Source organism: Glutamicibacter sp. BW77 (assembly GCF_002332285.1).
In the GTDB taxonomy this organism is placed as follows: domain Bacteria; phylum Actinomycetota; class Actinomycetes; order Actinomycetales; family Micrococcaceae; genus Glutamicibacter; species Glutamicibacter bergerei.
The window spans coordinates 36006-58327 of sequence record NZ_NRGT01000051.1; the positions used below are offsets into that span (position 1 = coordinate 36006).

General features: G+C 55.2%; 22 protein-coding genes and 1 riboswitch. Of the genes, 11 read left to right on the top strand and 11 right to left on the bottom strand.

Translation table 11 applies throughout. The features are described 5' to 3' along the window. The first annotated feature begins 148 nt into the window (after window positions 1-148). Window positions 149-1624, top strand: a complete 1476-nt coding sequence (locus tag CIK74_RS07315) for an acetyl-CoA hydrolase/transferase family protein (RefSeq protein WP_096255256.1) — start codon at window positions 149-151, stop codon at window positions 1622-1624. A 68-nt stretch (window positions 1625-1692) separates the two neighbouring features. Here the strand turns inward: CIK74_RS07315 and CIK74_RS07320 are convergent, their stop codons facing one another. From CIK74_RS07320 to CIK74_RS07335, 4 genes are all read right to left on the bottom strand, one after another. Next, entirely contained in the window at window positions 1693-2646 is a 954-nt protein-coding gene (locus CIK74_RS07320; protein WP_141392898.1) for a hypothetical protein, read from the bottom strand. 130 nt (window positions 2647-2776) lie between these two features. Further along, window positions 2777-3355: a dihydrofolate reductase family protein gene (locus tag CIK74_RS07325; RefSeq protein ID WP_096255160.1), complete on the bottom strand. Its 579-nt coding sequence runs from the start codon at window positions 3353-3355 to the stop codon at window positions 2777-2779. Between the two features lie 88 nt (window positions 3356-3443). Further along, window positions 3444-5048 carry an acyl--CoA ligase family protein gene (locus CIK74_RS07330; protein ID WP_096255161.1) on the bottom strand — a complete coding sequence of 535 codons (1605 nt, stop codon included), beginning with the start codon at window positions 5046-5048 and terminating at the stop codon, window positions 3444-3446. Between the two features lie 158 nt (window positions 5049-5206). Beyond that, entirely contained in the window at window positions 5207-6310 is a 1104-nt protein-coding gene (locus CIK74_RS07335) for a PQQ-dependent sugar dehydrogenase (RefSeq protein WP_096255162.1), read from the bottom strand. Window positions 6311-6499: 189 nt separating this feature from the next. Further along, a riboswitch (SAM riboswitch) is annotated at window positions 6500-6615 on the top strand. 106 nt (window positions 6616-6721) lie between these two features. Between CIK74_RS07335 and CIK74_RS07340 the strand changes: the two genes are divergently transcribed. From CIK74_RS07340 to CIK74_RS07355, 4 genes are all read left to right on the top strand, one after another. Beyond that, window positions 6722-7222 carry a flavin reductase family protein gene (locus CIK74_RS07340; RefSeq protein ID WP_096255163.1) on the top strand — a complete coding sequence of 167 codons (501 nt, stop codon included), beginning with the start codon at window positions 6722-6724 and terminating at the stop codon, window positions 7220-7222. A 648-nt stretch (window positions 7223-7870) separates the two neighbouring features. Then, on the top strand, window positions 7871-9226 hold the full coding sequence (dnaB, locus tag CIK74_RS07345) for a replicative DNA helicase (protein ID WP_096255165.1): 1356 nt from the start codon (window positions 7871-7873) through the stop codon (window positions 9224-9226). Between the two features lie 296 nt (window positions 9227-9522). After that, window positions 9523-10905 (top strand): MFS transporter, encoded by a 1383-nt coding sequence (locus CIK74_RS07350; protein ID WP_096255167.1) that lies wholly within the window; start codon window positions 9523-9525, stop codon window positions 10903-10905. 13 nt (window positions 10906-10918) lie between these two features. After that, window positions 10919-11107 carry a DNA-binding protein gene (locus tag CIK74_RS07355; protein ID WP_096255169.1) on the top strand — a complete coding sequence of 63 codons (189 nt, stop codon included), beginning with the start codon at window positions 10919-10921 and terminating at the stop codon, window positions 11105-11107. Here the strand turns inward: CIK74_RS07355 and CIK74_RS07360 are convergent. Genes CIK74_RS07360 through CIK74_RS07370 form a run of 3 tightly spaced genes read right to left on the bottom strand, consistent with a single transcriptional unit; the run spans window position 11104 to window position 13493 of the window. Further along, a complete protein-coding gene (locus CIK74_RS07360; protein WP_096255171.1) occupies window positions 11104-11436 on the bottom strand; it encodes a GNAT family N-acetyltransferase in 333 nt (110 codons plus the stop codon). The two genes, CIK74_RS07355 and CIK74_RS07360, sit on opposite strands and share 4 nt — an antisense overlap. Window positions 11437-11450: 14 nt before the next feature. Next, window positions 11451-12452 carry a pirin family protein gene (locus CIK74_RS07365; protein WP_096255173.1) on the bottom strand — a complete coding sequence of 334 codons (1002 nt, stop codon included), beginning with the start codon at window positions 12450-12452 and terminating at the stop codon, window positions 11451-11453. Between the two features lie 9 nt (window positions 12453-12461). Beyond that, on the bottom strand, window positions 12462-13493 hold the full coding sequence (locus CIK74_RS07370; RefSeq protein ID WP_096255175.1) for a tellurite resistance/C4-dicarboxylate transporter family protein: 1032 nt from the start codon (window positions 13491-13493) through the stop codon (window positions 12462-12464). 135 nt (window positions 13494-13628) lie between these two features. On the opposite strand from CIK74_RS07370, the gene CIK74_RS07375 reads away from it, so the two are divergent. From CIK74_RS07375 to CIK74_RS07385, 3 genes are all read left to right on the top strand, one after another. Beyond that, complete coding sequence (locus tag CIK74_RS07375) at window positions 13629-14090, top strand: MarR family transcriptional regulator (protein ID WP_096255177.1); 462 nt, start codon at window positions 13629-13631, stop codon at window positions 14088-14090. A 92-nt stretch (window positions 14091-14182) separates the two neighbouring features. Beyond that, on the top strand, window positions 14183-14440 hold the full coding sequence (locus tag CIK74_RS07380) for a hypothetical protein (RefSeq protein ID WP_096255179.1): 258 nt from the start codon (window positions 14183-14185) through the stop codon (window positions 14438-14440). 48 nt (window positions 14441-14488) lie between these two features. Next, complete coding sequence (locus tag CIK74_RS07385; RefSeq protein ID WP_205738262.1) at window positions 14489-14929, top strand: SRPBCC domain-containing protein; 441 nt, start codon at window positions 14489-14491, stop codon at window positions 14927-14929. Here the strand turns inward: CIK74_RS07385 and CIK74_RS07390 are convergent. Both CIK74_RS07390 and CIK74_RS07395 read right to left on the bottom strand, forming a co-directional pair. Next, on the bottom strand, window positions 14909-15325 hold the full coding sequence (locus tag CIK74_RS07390; protein ID WP_096255183.1) for a nuclear transport factor 2 family protein: 417 nt from the start codon (window positions 15323-15325) through the stop codon (window positions 14909-14911). The genes CIK74_RS07385 and CIK74_RS07390 overlap by 21 nt on opposite strands. Window positions 15326-15402: 77 nt before the next feature. Then, window positions 15403-16158, bottom strand: a complete 756-nt coding sequence (locus CIK74_RS07395) for an SDR family oxidoreductase (protein WP_096255185.1) — start codon at window positions 16156-16158, stop codon at window positions 15403-15405. Window positions 16159-16325: 167 nt separating this feature from the next. Here CIK74_RS07395 and CIK74_RS07400 point away from each other — a divergent pair, with 167 nt between their 5' ends. Continuing rightward, the gene (locus CIK74_RS07400; RefSeq protein ID WP_096255187.1) at window positions 16326-17327 is read left to right on the top strand and encodes an AEC family transporter; all 1002 of its coding nucleotides are present in this window, start codon (window positions 16326-16328) and stop codon (window positions 17325-17327) included. Window positions 17328-17344: 17 nt separating this feature from the next. Here CIK74_RS07400 and CIK74_RS07405 read toward each other — a convergent pair whose 3' ends face one another. Continuing rightward, complete coding sequence (locus CIK74_RS07405) at window positions 17345-18367, bottom strand: sugar phosphate isomerase/epimerase (RefSeq protein ID WP_170947785.1); 1023 nt, start codon at window positions 18365-18367, stop codon at window positions 17345-17347. Next, window positions 18364-19605 (bottom strand): ROK family transcriptional regulator, encoded by a 1242-nt coding sequence (locus CIK74_RS07410; protein WP_096255189.1) that lies wholly within the window; start codon window positions 19603-19605, stop codon window positions 18364-18366. Before CIK74_RS07410 ends, CIK74_RS07405 begins: the two co-directional genes overlap by 4 nt. A 111-nt stretch (window positions 19606-19716) precedes the next feature. On the opposite strand from CIK74_RS07410, the gene CIK74_RS07415 reads away from it, so the two are divergent. Further along, complete coding sequence (locus CIK74_RS07415; RefSeq protein WP_240520485.1) at window positions 19717-21255, top strand: sugar ABC transporter ATP-binding protein; 1539 nt, start codon at window positions 19717-19719, stop codon at window positions 21253-21255. Then, window positions 21252-22280, top strand: coding sequence for an ABC transporter permease (locus tag CIK74_RS07420; RefSeq protein WP_096255190.1), 1029 nt, complete (start codon window positions 21252-21254; stop codon window positions 22278-22280). Before CIK74_RS07415 ends, CIK74_RS07420 begins: the two co-directional genes overlap by 4 nt. The last annotated feature ends 42 nt before the right edge of the window (window positions 22281-22322 follow it).

The window sequence follows — 22322 nt, forward strand, 5'->3', positions numbered from 1 at the left end:
GCAAAAGCCCTAGCCGCGGTGAAATCAACCGCAAATACCGGCTAAAGTGTTCCGGTGAGATGCGGGTTACTGATCTGCATCACAAGGAAGTTTAGAAGGGGTTATTTTGCACGAGCGTATTCACCACCGGGCCTTTGTCGATCGTTTGATGAGTGCAGAACAGGCAGCAACTTTTATCAAACCCGGAATGACGGTGGCCATGAGTGGCTTCACCGGTGCGGGATACCCGAAAGCGGTTCCTGGCGCCTTGGCCGCGCAGATGGAAAGTCAGCACGCTCAGGGACAAGACTTCAAGATCAACGTGCTGACCGGCGCCTCGACCGCACCGGAGCTCGATGGTGTGCTCGCCAAGGCCGAGGGCATGAACCTGCGCCTGCCTTATATGTCTGACCCTGAGCTACGCCGGCGAATCAACGACGGCAACATGGAGTACATGGACATTCACCTGTCCCACGTCGCTCAGCACGCCTGGTTCGGCTTCTACGGCAAGATCGATGTAGCTATCGTCGAGGTGGTCGGCGTGACCGCAGAAGGCGATCTGATCCCTTCCAGCTCGGTTGGCAACAATAAGACTTGGCTGGAAATGGCAGACCAGATCATCATCGAGGTCAACACCCAGCAGTCGGCCGCGATGGATGGCATGCACGACATCTACTACGGCACCGCGCTGCCTCCACACCGCAAGCCAATTAACCTGACTACGGTACGTGACCGCATCGGCCAGAAGTACATGGATATCGATGTCACCAAGGTGGTGGCGGTCGTAGAAACTGATGCGCCAGACCGTCTGAGCCCTTTCGCTCCGGTAGACGAGACCAGTACCCAGATCGCAGATCACCTACTTGATTTCTTGGACTATGAGATCCGCCAGGGAAGACTGACCGAGAAGCTACTGCCATTGCAGTCCGGCGTAGGCAATATTGCCAACGCCGTACTAGCCGGACTGGCTCGTGGCGGATACGAGGGCCTAACCGCCTACACGGAGGTCATCCAAGACGGGATGTTGGAGCTGATCAAGGACGGCACCATCGAGTTTGCCTCCGCCACCAGCTTCTCGCTGTCTGCCGATGGTATCGACGAGTTCAACAAGCACGTGGATCACTACCGTGAGCGGATCTTGCTTCGTGCTCAGGAGATTTCCAATCACCCGGAAATCATTCGCCGGTTGGGCTGCATTGCGCTCAACGGCATGATTGAGGCGGATATCTACGGCAACGTCAACTCCACTAACGTGCTCGGATCCCATGTGATGAACGGTATTGGCGGCTCGGGTGACTTTGCCCGTAACGGTTACCTGTCGGTGTTCATGTCCCCCTCAGTGGCTAAGGGTGGCAAGATCTCCGGTATCGTGCCAATGGCCAGCCACGTGGACCACACCGAACATGACACGATGATCCTGATTACCGAGCAGGGCCTAGCTGATCTGCGTGGACTTTCACCTAAGCAGCGCGCCCAGCTGATCATCGACAAGTGCGCACACCCCGAATACCGTCCGATGTTGCAGGACTACTTCGACCGCGCACGTAAAGAAAGCTACGGCAAGCACACCCCACACCTGTTGGGTGAGGCGCTTGCCATGCATCAGCGCTTCTTCGAGACCGGTGATATGCGCTTAGCTAAGTAGCTCAAGATCGCTTTAGGCTGGACCCTGACTCTTTTGAATCAAGGTCCAGCCTTCGCTTTAACTATCTCTTATTTAGCTTCGCGAAGGTAAAATCCCTGAGTCTGGTTGTTGTACATGCGCACTTCGTTCAAGTGGCCGGTCGGCACGTTCGGGTTCGCAGGATCTGCAATTTTGGTTCCCGGTGCATAGAACATGGCTAACGGTGCATCGGAGTAGTTCAACGTCGTAAAACCGTTGTTGACCCAGAAGTTGAGAACTGCAACGTCACCGTTTGCATGGGTGACCTGAGGATACTTAATTTCTAAGCAGTCAGGGGAATGCTCGGCGGTGACATCATCACCTGGACACCACGTTCCGTTGACCAGTGAGAGATCCAAGATTCCTCGGTCTGTCGCAGCCAAATCTTCTATGGACTCGGCGACTAACTGCTTACCGTTCCAAGCTAAGGTCGCCTTAATCTGTCCGCTGGGAGCTGCGGCCGGCTCGGTGGTCAAAAGTTCCCGGTCAGCGATGACCAATTTCTTGCCGTCGACTTTCAAAGAGCTGGGAATCCCGCGTGCCCCGCCGTTAACATCACCCATCTGGAACGGCTTACCCAGCGGGGCGATGCCCTGCGCTGTGCTCTGAAAAAGCTGGATGTGTGCTGGCCACGCTACGCCGCCCTTGTCGCAGTAGAACGCCGTGACCAATTCTTTCACCCCGTCGCCGGTGAGGTCAGCGGCTACGGTGAGCTTCGAGTCTGCAAGGGTTGGAGCGCTCGCGTTGGGGTATTCCGGATGTTTTGCAGGCAGCGCTCCGTCGACGAGTTTTCCCGCTGGGAAGCCACACATCGACGGAATCTTTGCGGATTTGAGCATTTGCGGGGTTAGATCTGCAAGGGATGCGGGAGGCGAGGGGGCCAGTTTCGACTCGTGGGCTGATGGACTAGATGGTTCCGTGGTCGTTGGAGGCACGGTGCACGAGACCATTGCCAAGGCAGCGATGACGCCAAGAACAGCCGGAATTATTTTTCGCTGTGGCACGGTAGTTTCCTAAGCAAGAAGTGATTATCTGGTGTTTATCTCCGAGCTTATAGTGAATTACTACTTGTGGGAGCGTCCATTTTGAGTATGACGCCAAACTTCGAGATTTGTGAGCCGCTGCCTGACGTTCTTAATGATGCAGGCTAGGACGATAAATTAATTCTTGGATACGCCCATCAAGCAACCTTGAATCCACAAGTTCAAGGTCAAAATCCTCGACGCCGGCGAAGATTGGATCCTGACCCGTGAGCCCAGTCAGTGCAGGGAAGATGGTTAGCTGAATAAAATCAACCAGCCCCGCTGCCATAAGTGCCCTATTCATAGACAAAGACCCGTGCGAACGCAGTGGGACCGTGGATTCAGCTTTTAACCGCGGCACCACCGCTAGCGCGTCACCACGCTCTAGCGAGGCATCGGGCCAGTCCAAGACACCGGTCAGCGTATTAGAAATGACGGTGGCGGGTTGTTTATGCATCGCCTCGCCCCACGGGTCATCAACATCCGAATATTTGTCGGCCTGCGCCCAAAACTGTGAGAACAGCTTGAAGGTGTTGGAGCCGAAAACCATATGACAGGGGGATGCATACTGCTCTAAACGGCGGGCTAGAAGTTCGGGGCCTTGTTTGCCCCAGTAACCACCCCAATTTCCCGAGGCGCCGCCAAATCCGTCGAGGCTCGAAAACACGTCAAAGGTATATGTCGCAGGCATGAGAACTCCCGGTGTAATGAGCTAAGTGCAACTCACCTTACGCCTGCCCGGGCCTGCCCGGAACCCTGAAGTGAAGGCCGGTCCACGGTCATTTAGTTTCGCTCAACCCTTGAGCGCGCAGGACATTCTTTTGTACCTTGCCGGTGGAGGTACGTGGCAGATCCTGTGGGAAAACGATGGTTCGTGGAACCTTATATCCGGCAAGTTTTTCCCGAGCAAAACCGATCAAGGTCTCCTCATCTAGGGTGGACCCGCTGGCTCGGATGACGTAGGCGACCGGACGCTCTCCCCACTTCTCATCAGGCACCCCCACGACTGCCAAGTCCAACACTTCCGGGTGAGAAGCCAACGCCTGTTCCACCTCAATGGTGGAGATGTTCTCGCCGCCAGAAATGATAATGTCCTTCGCCCGGTCGCGTACCTGGATATAGCCGTCGGGATGCATCACCCCAAGATCCCCGGTGTGGAACCAGCCGCCGGCAAATGCCTGTTCTGTGGCCGCTTCGTCACGGTAGTAGCCAATCATGACGTTGTTTCCGCGCAAAACAATCTCACCCATGGTCTGTCCATCGGCGGGAACATCGCCCATATTCTCGTCAACTATCCGGGCGCTTTCTGCGGTCAGCATGCCCACGCCCTGGCGGGAGAGCAGGGATGCACGCTCATCTTCGCCCAGCTGATTCCACTCGTCTTGGTATTCACAGATCGTGTAGGGACCATAGACCTCAGTCAGGCCGTACACGTGGACTACCTCGATACCCAATTTTTGGAGCTTGGCGATAATTGCTGGCGAAGGTGGTGCGCCCGCGGTGGTGATGCGCAGTGGTGCCTGGAGCGGGTGAGCGCGCGGCGCATCGGCAATGATCGAGCAGACCGTGGGAGCCCCGCAGAGGTGTGTTGCGCCAAGTTCTTCAATGCCATCCCAGACTGCATCTTCGCGGACACCACGCAGGCAAAGGTGGGTGCCGCCGGCTGCGGTGACCGCCCAGGGTGTGCACCACCCATTGCAGTGGAACATTGGCAGTGTCCAGAGGTAGCGGGTTTGGGTGGTGAATCCCTGGTGGTGCGCCTCGGAGAGCGAGTTCAGGTAGCTGCCGCGATGCGAGTAGAGCACTCCCTTGGGTTTCCCCGTGGTGCCCGAGGTGTAGTTCAAGGCGATGGGTGCGCGCTCATCTGCCACCTCGTAGGCCAGCGGTTCCGCCGTCGAGGCAGTATCAAGCAGCTCCTCTAGCGTCCCGTCCACCGCTACCTCGGGGCGTTGGCCGGTGTACTGGTCATCGGTGATCTCGATCAACGCTTCGAGGCTCAGAATCTCGGCACGCAAGGTTGAAGTATTAGCTAACAGCTCGGTGTCGGCAAAAAGTAGCTTCGCCTCGGAGTGATCCATGATGTAGCGCAGCTCGTGGGCGGTGAGTCGCGTATTTAAAGCGATCAGCACGCCTCCTGCCAGTGGTACCGCGTAGTGCGCCATCAGCATTTCTGGAGTATTGGGGGCCAACACGGCTACCCGGTCACCTGGGTTAATACGCGTCTTGATGGCCTGCGCAAAGCGTTGCACACGGGACTCAAATTGTGCGTAGCTGTAATTTCGTGAGCCGTGAATGATCGCGGTCTTGGATGGATAAACCTCGGCCGAGCGCTGTAGGAAACGCAGAGGGGTGAGTTCCGAATGGTTTGCCTGAGTCATGACCATGTGCGCGACATCCTTCGATTCATCGTTGTGGTTTACTTCAATTTGTCCATGTGAGCTGAAGCACTTCCATCTAATATCGTGGCATGAACCTCAGGGTCAAACAAAGAAACGCAGTCTCATTGCGTCGAGTGGGCGAAATTCAGCGGTCAGTGACTATGTCACTGACTAAACTTTGCGGGAAAAATACCGAGAATCTTGTCATCAGATTCCTGTGCGGTACCGCGGCCATCGGTGTTATTGGTCAATACCCAAAGCTCTCCGGCAGCAGTGACTACTGCGTCCCGAAACCTTCCGTAGCGGCCGGTGAAGGCTTCGGTGGAATCACTCGGTGAGCTCAAATCGATGATTCGCAACCGTTCACCACGCAAGTTAGCCACATAAAGTACGTCCTGGTGAATACTCATGCCACTAGGGCTCGCAGACTCAGTGCTCCATTGCTGGAGCGGGTCAACGTAGTCAGCATTATTGGCGATACCTTCGGTGACCGGCCACCCGTAGTTGGCACCCGCTCTGATCAGGTTCAGCTCGTCCCAGCGGTTTTGCCCAAACTCGCTGGCGTACATGGTTCCATCGCTAGCCCAGGCGAGTCCCTGCGGATTACGATGACCGAAGCTAAACACCGGAGAATCGGGAAAAGGATTATCTTCCGGAACTTCACCGTTGATGGTTAGTCGCAAGATCTTTCCGCCGAAGCTGTCTAGGTCTTGGGCCAAAGATTCATTTCCGGCATCACCAACGGTTGCGTAGAGCATCAAATCTGGTCCGATGGCCAACCGTCCGCCATTGTGGATCGTTGCCGAAGGTAGCCCTGAAATAAGCGTTTGTGGATTTGTGAGGCTCAGATTTCCAGCCTCTCCAGTTACCTCAAAGCGCTGGATTCGATTCCCCTCGGCGGCGGTCGAATAGGCGAACAGGTATGGCCGTTGATAAGCCAGCCCGAGCAGTCCACCCTCACCACCATGAACTACGTCGTTGAGTTTGCTAACTTGCCGCTGATTTCCTTCCGTGTCTATTTCCAATATTCGTCCAGAATCACGTTCTGAAACCAAGAGCGTACTCTCCGCGAAAACCATTGACCAGGGAGCATTTAGCTCATCGGCAACGATGCGGGGTTCGGCTGTTTGTGATGCAGAACCACTGTTGGAGACGTTGACTGGTGGTGCTGATGGCTGCGCAGTGCAGGCCGTTATGGAAACAGCGCAGGCCAGGGCAATACCGAGGTAAGCAGTGGTTTTACCGATGGCTACTGGTCCGGGACGCATGGGATCAGGCTAGCAACTTTGGTTTAATGCGCAAGGGAGTTTTGGGATAAGTCTGAGCAGCGCTAAAAATGAATAATTTTCTGATTTGCCAACAAAAAATGGGTACTCATCGAATTTCAGCTCGAATATTTCGATTTGCGAAGCGATTTGTTTGACGGTTACGCACGTTGCCCAATATCGTTTAATCAGAATCATGAGCGTCAGCAAAAGCCCTGGCTAGCTGGCCGGCAACCCTCTATACGGTAGCGGGGTGCTCCAGGTGAGGATTCGGTGTCGTGCAACACCGCACGATACAAGTACCGCACATCGAGGCGTAAAACCTTCGACGGCGGGCCAAAGTAAGCAGTAGGTGCTTTTGTCCTGTCGCCGACCGTCGCCGTACCGATGTGTATGAAGTAAAGGAAGCAAAGCATGTCTTTGAATCAAGAGCTTGACGCGCTGACGTTACGCAAAGTTTTCGCGCAGCACCCATCCGGAGTTGCCGCGCTTTGCGCCGATATCGACGGTGAGAAGACGGGAATTGTTGCCTCCTCGTTCACCGTGGGGGTCTCACTGGAACCCGCGTTAGTGATGTTTGCGGTGCAGAAAACCTCAAATACCTGGCCAAAGTTGCGCGGTGCTAACCGCATAGGTGTCTCAGTGCTCAGTGAGCGCAATGAAGGAGTCTGCGGGCAGATCGCATCGAAGAAGGGCGATCGGTTCCTCGGTATTAATACACACAGTAGCGCCGATGGTTCATTGTTCATTGAGGACTCCACACTATGGCTCGACACCTCAATTTATAGTGAGGTAGAAGCGGGAGATCACTGGGTGGTACTGCTAGAAGTTCATGGCCATAAGCTGGCCGAGCATCTTCCATCGATCTTCCATGATTCACGATTTCACTCGTTACCGGTCCCGGAATTCGTCTAAATAGCTTTTTCGCGCCGCCGGCCTCTTGATCAAGAGGCCGGCGGCGCGATGCTGTTTAAGCAGTAGGTCTCGAGTTGATGCCGGGACTCCGTGCGTCACAAGTCGACGCGGGCGACTTTGAGCTTAATTGTGGATTACTTCGCCCAAAGTTACGACTCAGTAGCTTATAGTCGCTGTGACTACCGACTTCTAAGACTGTTGATTATCCACAAAACTGTCCACATGCATGTGGACAGTGCGTGGATAAGTTCCATCATAAGGCGAAATACACCGTAATTCCGGACTTTATCCTGTGGATAACGTAAGTTGAGAAGATTGTCTCTACAAAGAAATAAACTTTCTATCCACAGGCGTCAAAATATATTTATACTAGTCAACTCATAGTTCAATGAGTTTAAGTGTGGTAATCCACAAGCTTCTCCCCAAGTCACGCACAGGGTCATCCACAGCGAGAGCATGCTTATCCACAGATCTTGTGGATAACCGAGTTTACGGCTATAGATAAGAGACCTAGTGTTGGCTTTGGGACTGATATATCCACAGGTACCGCTGACGCTATAGCGTCGGTCGGCAGTGACATGCTTGAGCGTTGCCATCGGGGCACAAGGGTATTTCCCAGAGGTTCAATAGGGGATGGAAGTGTCTGTTATGAGTGCGGAACCGGTCTACGAAAGTCAGGGTTCTGAGGCGGGTCGTACCCCGCCGCAGGATATTCCTGCCGAAATGTCGGTTCTCGGCGGCATGATGCTGTCTAAAGATGCCATCGCCGACGTGGTTGAGGTGTTGCGTGGAACAGATTTTTATCGTCCAGCCCACGAGTCAATCTTCGATGCAATTATCGATCTCTACGGTCGTGGTGAACCTGCCGATGCAGTGACCGTCTCGGATCTGCTCACCAAGCGCAGCGAAATCGCCCGCGTCGGTGGAGCTGCCTATCTGCACAATCTCATCCAACAGGTACCAACGGCCGCAAACGCCGGCTACTACGCTGAGATTGTCCGTGAGCGGGCGGTGCTTCGCCGTCTGGTGGATGCCGGAACACGTATCGTGCAGATGGGTTACTCGCCAGATGGCGAAGTTGACGCCATCGTGAATGAAGCCCAGGCTGAGGTCTACAAGGTTGCCGAAAACCGAAATAGTGAAGACTACGTACGCCTCTCGGACATCATCGAAGGAACAGTTGATGAAATCGAGAACGCCGCCAATGCCGGCGACGGAATTACCGGTGTGCCTACCGGATTCTACGAATTCGACGAGCTGACCCAAGGTTTGAAGGGCGGACAGATGATTATCATCGCGGCCCGTCCGGCAGTGGGTAAATCAACCTTTGCTCTGGATTTCGCCCGCTCGGCGGCCATTAAGAACAATATGGCTACCGTCTTCTTCTCCTTGGAAATGGGCCGCAATGAAATTGCGATGCGACTGCTCTCGGCGGAAGCGTCCATTCAGCTCCAGGACCTGCGTAAGGGTTCGGTAGAAGACGCGCAGTGGACCAAGATTGCCACCACCATGGGACGGCTGAACGAAGCGCCACTATTCATCGACGATTCGCCGAATATGTCCATGATGGAAATTCGTGCGAAATGCCGCCGGCTCAAGCAACGCAATGAGCTGCGCATGATCATCCTGGACTACCTCCAGCTGATGAGTTCCGGTAAGCGCGTGGAATCGCGTCAGCAGGAAGTCTCTGAGTTCTCACGTAACCTCAAGCTGCTGGCCAAGGAGCTAGACGTTCCGCTGGTTGCCCTGTCGCAGCTGAACCGTGGTTCCGAGCAACGTACCGACAAGAAGCCAATGATTTCGGACCTTCGTGAATCGGGTTCGATCGAGCAGGACGCCGACATGGTCATCTTGCTGCACCGTGATGACGTGTATGACAAGGAAAATCGTCCGGGTGAAGCCGACGTGATCATCGCTAAGCACCGTGCAGGTCCTACCAAGACCATCACCGTGGCCTTCCAAGGCCACTACTCGCGCTTCAGCAACATGCAAAACGATGGCTAAGAATTTGCCTTGAACCAAAGCAAAAATGTTGGGCTCGAGAAANNTTTCTCGAGCCCAACATTTTAAGTTAGTAGCTAGCCTTCGCACGGATTGGGCCGGCTAGAAAAGGCTGAGTACCCCGCTGGAAAGAATTCCCGTGGCACCAACCATCACTGCAAGAGAAACCGCGGTGATTTTGACCATGCGGCGACGTGTATCTTCGTTAAGCATGCCTTCAGCTTACAAAGCAAAGCTGAATAAACACTAACCAAAGATGCCGAATCAGCGAGCATGGCATTCGATGAAAGAATGACGGTATGCCTTCGTCACCCACCCCACCCGCAAAAACTTCGGGTATCGAGTCGATCTACGACGCCAAATATTTAGCCACCACCGTGGGAATGTTTGTTTTAGTGTTCCTGGTGGCCTTTGAATCGATGGCTGTGACCACCGTGATGCCACTGGTTAGCGAATTATTAGACGGGCAACGCTACTTTGCGCTGGCCTTTGCCGCTCCCATGGCTAGTGCCATGCTTGGCATGGTTGCCGCCGGTGAAATATCGGATCGACGTGGTCCTAAAATCCCGCTCTATGCCTCGGTGAGTGTCTTTGTTATCGGCTTGTTGATCTGCGGGACGGCGAACACCATGCAGGTGTTGATTCTTGGAAGGATCTTGCAGGGGATTGGCGGGGGCGCAATTACTGTGGCCATCTATGTGTTGATCGCCAGAGCTTACCCAGCAATTCTCCATACAAAAATCTTTGCACTCTTCGCCACCGCGTGGGTGATCCCAGCTTTGGTTGGCCCGTGGATCGCGGGGCTCATTGCCACCTATATCCACTGGCGCGCGGTATTCCTTGGCGTTCTAGTATTTATTGCACTGGCCTTTATCGCTATCGTCCCCACCTTGCACCGGATGTCCACAGAACGTGATCCAAGCCTGGGACCGGTATCAACCAAACGCCTACTATTGGCAGCGCTCACCGGCGCACTGGTCATCGTGATGAACCTGCTTGGCAATTCCGGTACCGGTTGGTCTTTAGCCGGTCTGCTGGCCGCGCTGTTACTCGCACTGGTAGCCATCAGGCCCTTGCTTCCGCGTGGAACTTTTACCGTACGTCGCGGGCTGCCGGCCACAATAATGACCCGAACGCTTGTAGCTGGCGCATTTTTCGGGGCGGAAATTTATCTTCCTTATATGCTCCGCGAAGACTACTTCTTAGCGCCAGACCGCGCCGGGCTAGTCCTCACGGCGTCTGCTTTGATGTGGTCACTAGGCTCCTGGCTGCAAGGCAGAGTCGGGGACCGGCTCAGTAACGCGGCGTGTATTTCGATTGGTGGTGTAGCCGGTGTTATCGCAATATCCACTGCGTTGTGCGCGGCGTTGTTCCATCCGCCCGTGGCGCTACTTGTCGCCGGATGGGCGGTTGGCGGGTTCGGCATGGGCATGATCTTTCCCCGGCAAAACGTGAACATGTTTGCCCTGTCATCTAAGGCAGAACAAGGCTTTAACTCCTCGGCCATGACCTTGGCGGACTCGCTGGGCAACGCTTCGGTGACCGCGCTGGGTGGTGTCATCTTCGCAATGGCCGCTATCGGATTTGGCTTCGTCGCGGTCTTCGCGTTCTCGCTGCTCCTGATCCTTGTGCTGCTGATCATCGCCCCGCGCACCAAAGCCAACGCCGCGGTAAGTGTCTAGTTATGCTGGTCAAATGGCTACCAAATTACCAGTGATCGGGGCACCTGCAACCCGGGCATTAGAAAAAGCCGGTATCACCAGCCTCGAACAGGCAGGGGATACCGGCATCAAAGCACTAGCAGCACTTCACGGGGTGGGGCCCAAAGCCCTGAAGATTCTTAGTGAAGCGATCGCCCAGCGCGGACTAAAAATGAAGAGCTAAGCACTTGGCAGAACCTTTAAATGCTCGTCCATGGTTGCCGCTAGGTGCTCTTGGAATTCAGGATGTTTGGCAATATAGGCTTTGACGTAAGGGCAGACCGCGACAATTTTTGCCCCGCCGGAGATCGTGTTGTCCAACGCGAATTTCACCATCACGCTGGCTAGTCCTTGGCCGCCGTATTGCTCGTCGACTACCGTGTGGAAGAAGATCCGCTCGACACCGTCCACACCCTGAAAATCACGGTAGTGTGCGGCTCCGATCAACTTTCCGTTGTCGTCCAAGGCATAACGATTGCGATCCGGAAGATATGCCGGGGTAATCTCACTCATGCTGATTCAACTTTCTACGATGGGTTCACGCGGGGACGTAGTCGGACGGTGGGTAAGGCCGGAGCAGGTAGTGCCGCCGGAGTATTCGCTGGGAAAGGCCCAAACCGGTCTTCTGAAGCATCTCCCGGTTCGGCACCAATTTCAGCCTGATATTGCGCACGGAACGCCAGGACCTCTTCATGCGTGCGGCCCACGAAGTTCCACCACATGAGGATGTCTTCGCCTAGCGGCTCCCCACCAATGAGCAGTGCACGCAATGGCTCGTCGCCTGCCTTAATCCGCAGAATGGTGCAGCCGGCCCGGACAAATCCGAGTTCACGGTGTTCCAGCTGATTCCCATTGAGCGTTGCTTGGCCCTGGTCAATGAGCAACCCGTGTTCGTGATTGGCTGGCACGAGGATACCGACTTCGGCTCCGGCTTCTAGATGCAGTTCGGCGCCACTGAGTTCGGTATGTGTTTTCACCGGTGAGGTAGAGGTTTGATCGCCGATGGCGAGGGTGCCTAGGAATACGTTGAGCATCCAACCAGTCCCGTTCATCGGTTCTGGACGGTAGTTCTCAAAGGTCGGTTCCATATTGCGTACTCGGTCCGGCAGCGCAGTCCATAGCTGTGCTCCGTGCAAGATGGTGGATTCTTCGCACAAAAACTCCGAATGCGTGATGCCGTGACCGGCGGTCATCAAGTTCACTTCACCGGGACGTACTATCGCCTGATTCCCGGCAGAATCGATGTGCTCGATTTCTCCGCTGAATAACCACGAAACCGTCTGCAGCCCAGTGTGTGGATGGCGCGGAACACTCATGCCACCGGTGAGCGAAACATCATCCGGACCGTAATGATCGAGGAAACACCACGCGCCAATCAAGCTCCGCTGACGCTGGGGAAGCGTACGGAATACGGTCATAGCTCGCGGACCACCCAAGGGAACTGGGCGAGGCTCGAGGGTCTGTACCTCTAAGTGCGCATCAAGATTACTGCAGTCAATTTCCGCAGGGGCCGGTTCGAGGTTGCTCATAGGCTAAGACTAGGCAGGTTGTTTCATTCGTGCCACCCATAATGCGGTGGTTCCCGCCCAAGCCGCCACCGCAATCCAAATAAGTATTTGTCCCAAGGCAAAGAGCGCGGTGAAGTCCGGAATGGACCCCAGTGAAAGGCAAGCTGTCGACAGCATGCCCAAGGGAAACACAATGGCCCATAATCCGGTCTCGTAGCTCACCGGATGTCGATGCATTACATGGCGCCAGATCCCAAAAATTATCAGCAGCGGGATGAACCACAATCCGATAGACAACAACGCCAACGTGGTGAACGCGATGTTTGCCTGTAGCCATTGCGGAATTTCACCACTATTTGCTAAGCCTAAAAGCTGCGAACCGGTCAGCACGCTGATTGCCGTGGCACCCATGAAGATCCAATAAGTGGGGGAGAGCGTTTCGGCTCGATTCGGGTAGCGAATCATGCGCACCGTCACCAGTGTCGCGGTCAGCAAGTAAAGCGAGCAGCCCAACAACCAGATACCTAAGGACAGCATCGGTGTCCAGGATCCGAGGTAGGTGTGGTGTGCCAGGCCGCCTGCCACCGACTGTGTAGCAACAACCCAGAGGAACCACGAGCCGTTGGCAAGTGTCAGGGCAGGCTCGGGACGCTCATGCAGCACTAATCCTGCAGGAATGGCATAGGTGCCCGCCACCCACAGAAGCGCACCAAAAATCATGGCCGTGAGTGCGGCGCCTGGCATATTCAAAACTGCCAAAACTAAGGCTAGGACGTTGGCGGCCGCCACGACGGTGAAGAACCCAAAACCAACCGCAGGGTTCAAGATATCTAACAGCATTGCGGCTGGGTGCCGCACCGCACGTAGTGTCAGCACCCCCAGCAATCCGAGGAACATGACGAAGGCGAGCAACGAAAATACCTGTCCCAATGCGATAAACCCAGACAGAACCAAACCCAAACCAATGATGCCGGTGGCCATGACGCTGGAAAAAACTGAGGGAGCAAGAGCGGTAACCCAATGTGAGAAGCGCGGCCGTATGCCATCCAGTTTTTGGTTCACCTGTTGCTCCTCGTATTCTTCGGTCTCGAATTTGAGGGTAGCGCGAGCGGGGCTTGGTATCCAAGCCGCGTCTCAGGTTGCTGGCGTACGATCTTAAGGAAGGTACCGGGATGAGCTCAAGGAGAACTAAACATCGTGGACACTACCAATCTTCGTCGTGATGATCTGCTTAAGCTTGAACGACAATTATGTTTCGGGTTAGCGGTCGCCTCACGCGCGGTGATTTCAGCCTATAAGCCCGTGCTTGACCCGATGGGTCTGACCCACCCGCAGTATTTAGTCATGCTGGCCTTATGGGAGCACGGCCCGATTGGCGCTCGTGAACTAAGCGAGAAGTTGCATTTGGATCCAGGAACCCTCACTCCGTTGGTGAAACGGCTTGAAAAAGCCGGGTTGCTTGAACGTCGCAAGAATCCTCGGGACGAACGCGCAATCCTGATTGAAATTACGGCGCAGGGCAACGCATTGCGTGAGCACGCACTGGATGTTCCTAGCCAGATGATGCAGCGACTGAACCTCAGTGAAGAAAAGGTTGTTGAGCTGTGTGAGATTCTGGGCTCGGTAGTGAACGCAGGAATTTCTGCGCCGAGGGAATGACCTAAAATATAGTTGGTGCACCAACTAATAGCGTAGACTGGAAGTACTGACGTAGCCCGCCCAGGCGCACCGACAAACATGAGGTTTACACCATGGACGAGTCACCACTACCCATCATCAGAGATATCACCGGACTAAGCCTTCGGTACCGCGCCCTTTGGCGTCTGAAGTTTCTAGGCCTGAGCATCTTTGGCCCGGCTGAACGCTCGGTAGCCACCAGTCCGCGCGAACGCATCAAATGGGATCGGGCCATGATGGTGTTGCGCGCACATCAGGCCGCCGGAACACAGCCTGATGAACAGACTATTTACACCACTAACCGCATGGAATCGCGTCGCCCCAAACAGTAGGCAGTCGATTCCTCAGAAGGACCACGGTAAAATCTGATTATGCAGGAAATGACTGAACTTGTAGTGTCCCGGCAATTCACCGCACCGCGTAGCGCGGTGTGGGCGGCTTTTGTTGAGCCAGAAATTATCGCCCAATGGTGGGGCCCGCAAGGGTGGAACGTGCAAGATGGCTCGGTCATCCTTGAACCAAAAGTCGGTGGACGTCACGAACTGACCATGGAGCAGGGCGATAACCCCGAAGCACAGGTGCCGCTCAAGGCAGTGGTCACAGTCTTTGATGAACATGTTTGTCTGGCTAGCGCCGACGGCCCTCATGAGATGACCTTGGATCTGGTGATCCACACCAAGGTGGACTTCAAAGAATTTGCAGGACAGACCCATGTGACTCTCACGCAGACGCCGCTGCCTTACGAGGTCATCGAAACCAGCACGAAGGCGTGGAATTCGGCCTTCGCGAAACTTGAATCGTTATTGTCCGAATACTTCTAAATGGGGCTTCGGGACTAGGTAACTGCGCACGGAGGCAATGCGCGCTGTTTTGGTTGCCCCGGTAAAGCGCAGTACATGGCTAAAGGCAGCAGAGATATCTTGTTCGTTGGTGACATTTCCGTCGGTGCTGCCCTCGCGCCCGTGAGTCAGTACGCTTTTGAACTCCAAGGACTTTTTTTCTCCGGAACTGCTCACCCACTGACATAACGCGTCGACCCCGCGCAACGTCCCAAAGCCTACGATTTCCCATTCAACATCGTCGCTTACCCACCGTTTCAGATGGTTCACGTCCTTGCTGTGCAAGGCCACAATCACTTCTTGAATGATTTGATGCCGTGGGGCGTTACCGCAATTCTCCGGATAACTGATCTGTAAGTTTGAACGTTCGGCTGACATGTTTTCACTCACCTGGCTTCGGACTTAAATGGTTTGTCCCACTATAGTCACCACTTTTGAGCCGAAGTTGCAGCGCCTTACCCACGACCGATAAATGGCATGCCGGCAGCGGTGATGGTTAATTGATTGACCGACACGGTCAGTGGACTATTGGCGAGGAAAGCCACCGCATCCGCCGCTTGCTGCAAAGCGAATGTTGGTTCGACCTTGAGTGAGCCATCGGCTTGCAAGGCACCCTGGGAAGTGCCTAGCTCATTCATGATGTCGCTTGCGGTATTGCCAATATCTATTTGAGAAGCGCAAATATTAAACGGCCGGCCATCTAGCTCGATCGATTTTGTGAGTCCAGTAATCGCATGTTTGGTGACCGCATAGGCCACCGAACGCGGCCTAGGCACCTGCGCAGAGATAGAGCCATTGTTGATGACCCGGCCACCGCCGTGATCTTTCATGTAGATAAAGGCTTCGCGGGCACAATTTATCGCACCAGTGAGGTTGACCCGACAGGCTTTGTCCCAATCGTCCTCGTGCAATTCATCGATTGATACCGCAGGGCCAAAAGTGCCAGCATTATTAAACAGTGCATCTAATCTGCCGAAGTGAGCGGTGGCTTTAGCAAACAACTCACGGACTTGACCGGCGCTGGTCACGTCGGCGGTGAGTACTAGGGCATGTTCGTGATCTTGGGCGGCCTGGCGAAGTGTGTCCTCGGTGCGCCCAGCCAACACGACATTCCAGCCTTGACTGAGCAGCGTTCGCGCGGTCGCTTTTCCAATCCCGGATCCGGCACCGGTTATCAAGATGGTGGAACGAGACGTATTTGCAGTAGCCATTTTCTCTCCTTAGAGCACCAAGTTCAGCACGGTGGTGCCTGATTACAGAGCATATGAACTTGTCTGCCAATGACTGAAGTCGATCCTCGGATATTACGCCGATGCGTAGGGCCGACTCCATAACTATTAGGCTTAGAAAGACTCAAAAAGACCTGTGAAGGAGTCGTGTGTTCCTCGACGTGCTGTTCGGTGTTTTACCGCTATTTTTTGTGATGCTCATTGGGTATGCGGTTAGCTATTCACCGAAGTTCCCGCCCAGCGTGGAACCAGCACTGAACGTCTTCGTTTTTTATGTGGCGCTGCCGGCACTGTTGTACAAGGTGGTTGCCCGCTCCGATATTAGTCACGGCGTTCCGTTGGATTTTCTCTGGATCTCGGTTCTATCCACGTTGCTCTTCGCGCTCATCTGTTGGGTGCTGTTCCGCTACCTCTTGCGCGTGGATCGCGGCCGGTCTCTTGCCGGGATGTTAAGCACCAGCTTCGGTAACGTCTCCTATTTAGGGATTCCAGTAATTCTTGGAGTGCTCGGCAGTCAAGCCGGACTTGCCGCCGGGATGGGGCAGCTGATCCACAACGTCATTTTCATGGTGGGTTTTCCGATTCTCGCGCAGCTAATGATGCCAACCGGCCCGGGAAACGGGCATAAGCCAAGTGGCCGCCGAATCGCGTTGACGGTAAGAAACGCGCTAATTTACAGCCCGGTTACGTGGGCGATGGTTATTGGCGGAGCGGTAGTCATGTGGGGGATCCCGATACCACAGCCGATAGATGACACGGTAGATTTAGTCGCCGCCGCAGCGGCCCCAGGAGCATTGTTCGTGATCGGGTTGTCCTTGCGACGTACGGTTCAACGCACGCTGCAGCGGCGTGCCTCGGCAACTGCGGTTCCGGTGCGAGCGACAAAACGCACCATGGGCATTATGGTGGTGGGCAAAATGCTGGCCCTGCCAATGCTCACGGTTTCATTGCTGTGGCTTTTTGCGCCAGAACTTGATGCGATGTGGTTCAACACTGCGGTACTGATGGCAGCTATGCCTACCTCGGCCACGGCGTACATCATGGCGCAAAACGACACCGGTGATGGCGAGTCGACCGCACTAGCCATCGTGATCACCTGCGCCTTGTCCGTGGTTGTGCTCCCGGTGCTTGCGCAGCTGGTACTGAAGTAGGTTGCCGAGCTCGGTGGTTATTCTTGGTTGCTGAATGCCGCATCAAAACCTGCTTCGGGCAGTTTCCACAGCAGCGAGCGGACGTAACTTAGCGCCTGCCTGGCGCCATGTAGCCGGTCCATTCCGGCGTCTTCCCATTCAACCGAGATGGGGCCGGTGTAGCCAATGGATTTCAGTGCCCGGAACGCGTCCTCCCACGGTACGTCTCCATGGCCTGTAGAGACGAAGTCCCAGCCTCGGCGAGGGTCACCCCACGGTAGGTGTGAACCAAGGACACCCGCACGTCCATTAGCGGCACGCAGTCTGGTGTCTTTGCAGTCCACATGGTAAATCCGATCTTTGAAGTCCCAGATAAACCCAACCGGATCAATGTTCTGCCACATCATATGTGAGGGGTCCCAATTAAAACCGAATGCCGAGCGGTATCCGATTGCCTCGAGGCTGCGCACCGAAGACCAATAGTCATACGCGATTTCCGAAGGATGAACCTCGTGTGCGAAGCGCACCCCTTGGTCATCAAAAACATCGAGGATCGGGTTCCAGCGGGTTGCGAAATCTTCATATCCTGCTTCGATAACCGAGGCGGGCACCGGTGGAAATTGGGCGACGTAAGGCCAGATCTTTGAGCCGGTAAATCCCACCACTACGTTAACATCGAGCTTTCGGGCCACTCTGGCCGCGCGCTTCATATCTTCTGCAGCACGCTGGCGAACCCCTTCAGCATCTCCATCTGCCCAGGTGTATCCGCGCACCATCGCCTGGTGGCGAAAATCAATGGGATCATCACAGACGGCTTGACCGGTGAGGTGGTTGGAGATCGCATGAACCTGCAATCCATACCGATTTAGGATCTCCAGACGTGATTTCAGATAGTTGGGATCTTCGTCGGCGCGTTTGAGGTCTAGATGGTCGCCGGAGGCGGCGATCTCTAACCCGTCATAACCCCAGTCCGCGGCCAACTTAGCTACCTGCTCGAAGGGAAGATCTGCCCATTGCCCGGTAAAGAGTGTCACCGGGTGGGTTGCGGGGTCGGTGTTCATCGCAGGCTCTCCTTGGTGGTGTCGTGTGAGGATCGTGTGGCTGCTCGGGCGTTGGCTAGTTTGTCGACCGCCTCGGCGGAAAGTATGTGAGAAATGACCAGCATGCTTGCCCCGCGGACACCTGCCATGTCTTTCGCTGTTGAGCCGCCGATGACCAAATGTTGGGTGGCCAAGGGGGTGGATCGATAGTAGACGACTTCACGTACTCCGGCGATGACATGCTCGCCCGCGCGAGCCAGCCGTCCGCCCAGAACGATCACCGAGGGATTGAGAAGATTCACGCACATGGCAAGTACTGCTCCGATATCGCGTCCGGCTTGTCGGAGTACTTGAATCGCGGCGGTATTATTCTCTTCGGCAAGCTTTCCGACGTCTGAAGCGGTCTGTACTGGATAGCCTAGAGCCGCCAGGTTTTTAGCTACCGCTGCCCCTCCGGCAAGGGCCTCTAGACAACCGGTGTTTCCGCAGCTGCACGGTTTAGCTGCTCCGCCGGGCACTTGCACATGGCCTAAGTCGCCAGCTGAGCCTTGAGCTCCACGTTGTAGCTCGCCACCGCTGATGATGCCGACACCGACTCCGGTCGCGACTTTCACGAAAATAAGGTTTTCGGTAGTGGGCCAAGACAGTGTTTTCTCGCCCAGTGCCATGATGTTCACGTCGTTGTCGACCAGGACCGGGACATCAAAGTGCTGTTGGATGGTCCCCGGAATATCGAAGTCGTTCCAGCCGGGCATGATCGGAGGTTTGGTGGGGCGCCCCGTTGAGTGTTCGACCGGGCCAGGGACGCCAATAGCGATTCCAGAAAGTGTGTCTAGACCCCGTGCGTTACGTTGAAGTAGTTCGGTGAAACTTTTAATCACCCACGCCAAGGTGGCCATGGGGCCGGCGGCGATATCGACATCTGCGCGCAAATGGTCAATGATGTTCCCGGCTAAATCGGTCAGTGCCAAAATGGCGTGCGCGGCTCCTAAGTCTGCGGCGAGCACTGTGCGAGATTTCGGTGCGAACGCAAAGTTTGACGGTGGCCTGCCGCCGGAAGATGCACTGGATCCGACGGTGCCGATTAGTTCGAGGTCAAGCAGTGCCTCTACGCGGGCTGCGATGGTGGAGCGCGATAGTCCGGTGATCTGGGCTAGCTCCGAGCGGGTGCGCGGTTTGCCGTCACGCAGGAACTGAAACAGTTCACCTGCACCGGGTGCAGCGGTGGGTGACTTGGGGGCAGTGATCGTCATGGCCATGACTCTAGTGAAACATATTCAGCAAAAGATGTTGTCCAGATCACAACTAATGACAATAGATAATCGACTTTTGCTCGACAGATATCAAAAGTCAGTGTAACGTCCATCACTATGAGCCACGATGAAGTCAACAGTGGGACGGATGAGCAAATCACTTTGCTCGAAATGCGGGGGATCGAAAAGCGATTTCCAGGCATCATTGCCTTGCAACAGGTCAGTTTCGGGGTCAAAGCTGGAGAGGTCCACTGCCTGCTGGGTCAAAATGGCGCGGGAAAGTCGACACTGATCAAGGTTCTCGCCGGGGTACATCAACCTAATGACGGAGAAATCCTGCTTGACGGCCGCCAGATCCGTTTTTCCTCTCCCGATGATGCGATCAAGGCTGGCATAGGAACGATGTATCAGGAACTCGACTTGGTCGAGTCACTGACGGTTGCGCAAAATATCTTCCTGGGACACGAAAAATCCCGCGGGGGATTCAGCTCCCATAAAGCTGAACAAGTCGAGGCAGCAAAGCTTCTTGGCAGGCTAGGCCACCAAGAAATATCACCAAGCATGGAAGTCGGCGAGCTTTCGGCGGCTGGTCAGCAAATCGTCTCAATGGCCCGCGCACTGTCTCGCGAGGTACGCCTTATCATCATGGATGAACCCTCTGCGGTCCTCGATTCCGAAGAGGTGCGCAACCTATTTGAGACCGTCAGAGCATTAACCGCCAGTGGGGTTGCGGTCATTTACATTTCGCATCGCCTCGAAGAAATCCGAGTCATTGGCGATCGCATCACGGTTTTAAAAGACGGCCGCGCCGTCGCCTCAAACCTAGAGGTCTCGCAAACTTCCAATGGTGAACTGATCACGCATATGACTGGCCGGACCATCAGCAACGTCTTCCCGCCGGTGGTCAGTCTTCTGGACGGCACACCAGACATTTTGCAGGTTGAAGAGCTGGTCATCGCTCCCGGACAGGAACCGCTCTCCTTTAACGTCCGGGCAGGTGAGGTGCTTGGGCTGGCCGGGCTTGTTGGCTCCGGGCGTTCGGAGATCTTGGCAGCTATTTATGGCAGTACTAAACCGGTCTCCGGAGTGGTGCGCGTCGAAGGCAAAAAGTTGAGACCGGGTTCTGCGGTAGCCGCCGTTAAAGCAGGCATGGGTCTTTGCCCAGAAGAACGCAAAAGCCAGGCTCTGCTGCTTGATGACACTCTCATCTCGAACTTCACGCTCGCGAGTATCGGACGCTACGGCACCGCCGGGTTTACCAGTGGTAAAAACGAATACCAAGTCAGTATGGAACAGATCGGCAAGCTCGAATTGCGGCCCGCAGATCCCACTCGCGAGGCACGCACCCTCTCTGGTGGAAACCAACAAAAAATCGTCTTGGGCCGCTGGCTCTCCCACGGGTGCAAGGTGCTCTTGCTCGATGAACCAACGCGTGGCGTAGATGTTGGGGCACGAAGCGAGATCTATCAATTGATCTCCGAACTCTCTCGGGCAGGAATCGCGATCATCGTGGTGTCCAGTGAACTAGAAGAAGTGCTCGGATTAAGCCATCAAGTTCTGGTGGTTTCCGAGAACCGCATCGTGCACCGGGGCATGGCAGCAGAACTGAGTGAACATCAAATTCTTGACCTTGTGATGGAAGGGACCACCCTATGAGCTTCGCAACTTCGAGCCACGCGCGATCAACGGTGCATAATCGGCCGCGACGCAGCGTACTCAAATGGCTGCTTGATGCTGGGCTGCGCCGAAATATGGGGCTGATTTTTGCGCTGATCTTGTTGTGCGTGGTGGGTGGCCTCACCGCTGGAGAGCGATTCGCTGACGTGAACAACATGATGACCATTCTGCGCCTGGCCGCGGTAACCGGTGTGGTCAGTATTGGCGCAACCTTTGTGATCACCATCGCCGGTATCGATCTGTCCGTGGGTGCGATCCTGGCTCTCGCAGCGGTCTGGGCGACTACCTTATCCGGGCAGATGTTCGCCGAGAGTACCTCCTGGATCTTTTTGCCCATCACCGCGATGGCCATTGGCGCCGCGGCCGGGCTGGTCAACGGCATTTTGATCGCCTATGGCAAGGTCGTCTCGTTTATTACCACTTTGGCTATGATGGCCGCCGCACGTGGTTTGGCAGAGATCATCTCAGATAAGAAAACCCAACTGATTTCGGTGGATGGATTTCTTCAGGCTATCGGTGGAGACCTGTTCGGAATTCCCACTATCGTGTTGATCTTTGTCCTCGTGGCGATAGGCGGTTGGGTCTTACTCAACCGCACGACCTTCGGGCGCAGAACCTTCGCCATTGGCGGAAACGCAGAAGCCGCAAGGCTCGCCGGGATCAAGGTCGAACGTCACACCATGATCGTGTACGCGCTCGCCGGCCTATGTGCCGGAATCGGTGCCTTTATGCTCATGGCCCGTACCACCACCGGCAGCGCCACACACGGTACCGGCTTGGAGCTGGACGTGATTGCCGCGGTGGTTATCGGCGGAACTTTGCTCACCGGTGGCCGCGGCTCAATTTTTGGGACGGTGCTTGGTGTACTGATTTTTTCCACACTGACCAACATTTTCGCACTGAACAACCTCTCGCTGTCGGTGCAACTGGTAGCTAAAGGCGCCATTATCGTGATCGCAGTGCTGATTCAGAGGCAGCTGGCGATTAGGCAGTCGAGAACCTGATTTATCCCAAGACTTTCCGTGCACCACTCGCAGTAACAATGA

What these genes read in the sequence shown, in the direction of transcription:
- CIK74_RS07315 (WP_096255256.1), top strand. Translation starts at nt 149, where the DNA reads ATGAGTGCAGAACAGGCAGCAACTTTTATCAAACCCGGAATGACGGTG.
- CIK74_RS07325 (WP_096255160.1), bottom strand. Translation starts at nt 3,355, where the DNA reads ATGCCTGCGACATATACCTTTGACGTGTTTTCGAGCCTCGACGGATTT.
- CIK74_RS07330 (WP_096255161.1), bottom strand. Translation starts at nt 5,048, where the DNA reads ATGGTCATGACTCAGGCAAACCATTCGGAACTCACCCCTCTGCGTTTC.
- CIK74_RS07335 (WP_096255162.1), bottom strand. Translation starts at nt 6,310, where the DNA reads ATGCGTCCCGGACCAGTAGCCATCGGTAAAACCACTGCTTACCTCGGT.
- CIK74_RS07340 (WP_096255163.1), top strand. Translation starts at nt 6,722, where the DNA reads ATGTCTTTGAATCAAGAGCTTGACGCGCTGACGTTACGCAAAGTTTTC.
- dnaB (WP_096255165.1), top strand. Translation starts at nt 7,871, where the DNA reads ATGAGTGCGGAACCGGTCTACGAAAGTCAGGGTTCTGAGGCGGGTCGT.
- CIK74_RS07350 (WP_096255167.1), top strand. Translation starts at nt 9,523, where the DNA reads ATGCCTTCGTCACCCACCCCACCCGCAAAAACTTCGGGTATCGAGTCG.
- CIK74_RS07355 (WP_096255169.1), top strand. Translation starts at nt 10,919, where the DNA reads ATGGCTACCAAATTACCAGTGATCGGGGCACCTGCAACCCGGGCATTA.
- CIK74_RS07360 (WP_096255171.1), bottom strand. Translation starts at nt 11,436, where the DNA reads ATGAGTGAGATTACCCCGGCATATCTTCCGGATCGCAATCGTTATGCC.
- CIK74_RS07365 (WP_096255173.1), bottom strand. Translation starts at nt 12,452, where the DNA reads ATGAGCAACCTCGAACCGGCCCCTGCGGAAATTGACTGCAGTAATCTT.
- CIK74_RS07380 (WP_096255179.1), top strand. Translation starts at nt 14,183, where the DNA reads ATGGACGAGTCACCACTACCCATCATCAGAGATATCACCGGACTAAGC.
- CIK74_RS07385 (WP_205738262.1), top strand. Translation starts at nt 14,489, where the DNA reads ATGACTGAACTTGTAGTGTCCCGGCAATTCACCGCACCGCGTAGCGCG.
- CIK74_RS07390 (WP_096255183.1), bottom strand. Translation starts at nt 15,325, where the DNA reads ATGTCAGCCGAACGTTCAAACTTACAGATCAGTTATCCGGAGAATTGC.
- CIK74_RS07395 (WP_096255185.1), bottom strand. Translation starts at nt 16,158, where the DNA reads ATGGCTACTGCAAATACGTCTCGTTCCACCATCTTGATAACCGGTGCC.
- CIK74_RS07405 (WP_170947785.1), bottom strand. Translation starts at nt 18,367, where the DNA reads ATGAACACCGACCCCGCAACCCACCCGGTGACACTCTTTACCGGGCAA.
- CIK74_RS07410 (WP_096255189.1), bottom strand. Translation starts at nt 19,605, where the DNA reads ATGGCCATGACGATCACTGCCCCCAAGTCACCCACCGCTGCACCCGGT.
- CIK74_RS07415 (WP_240520485.1), top strand. Translation starts at nt 19,717, where the DNA reads ATGAGCCACGATGAAGTCAACAGTGGGACGGATGAGCAAATCACTTTG.
- CIK74_RS07420 (WP_096255190.1), top strand. Translation starts at nt 21,252, where the DNA reads ATGAGCTTCGCAACTTCGAGCCACGCGCGATCAACGGTGCATAATCGG.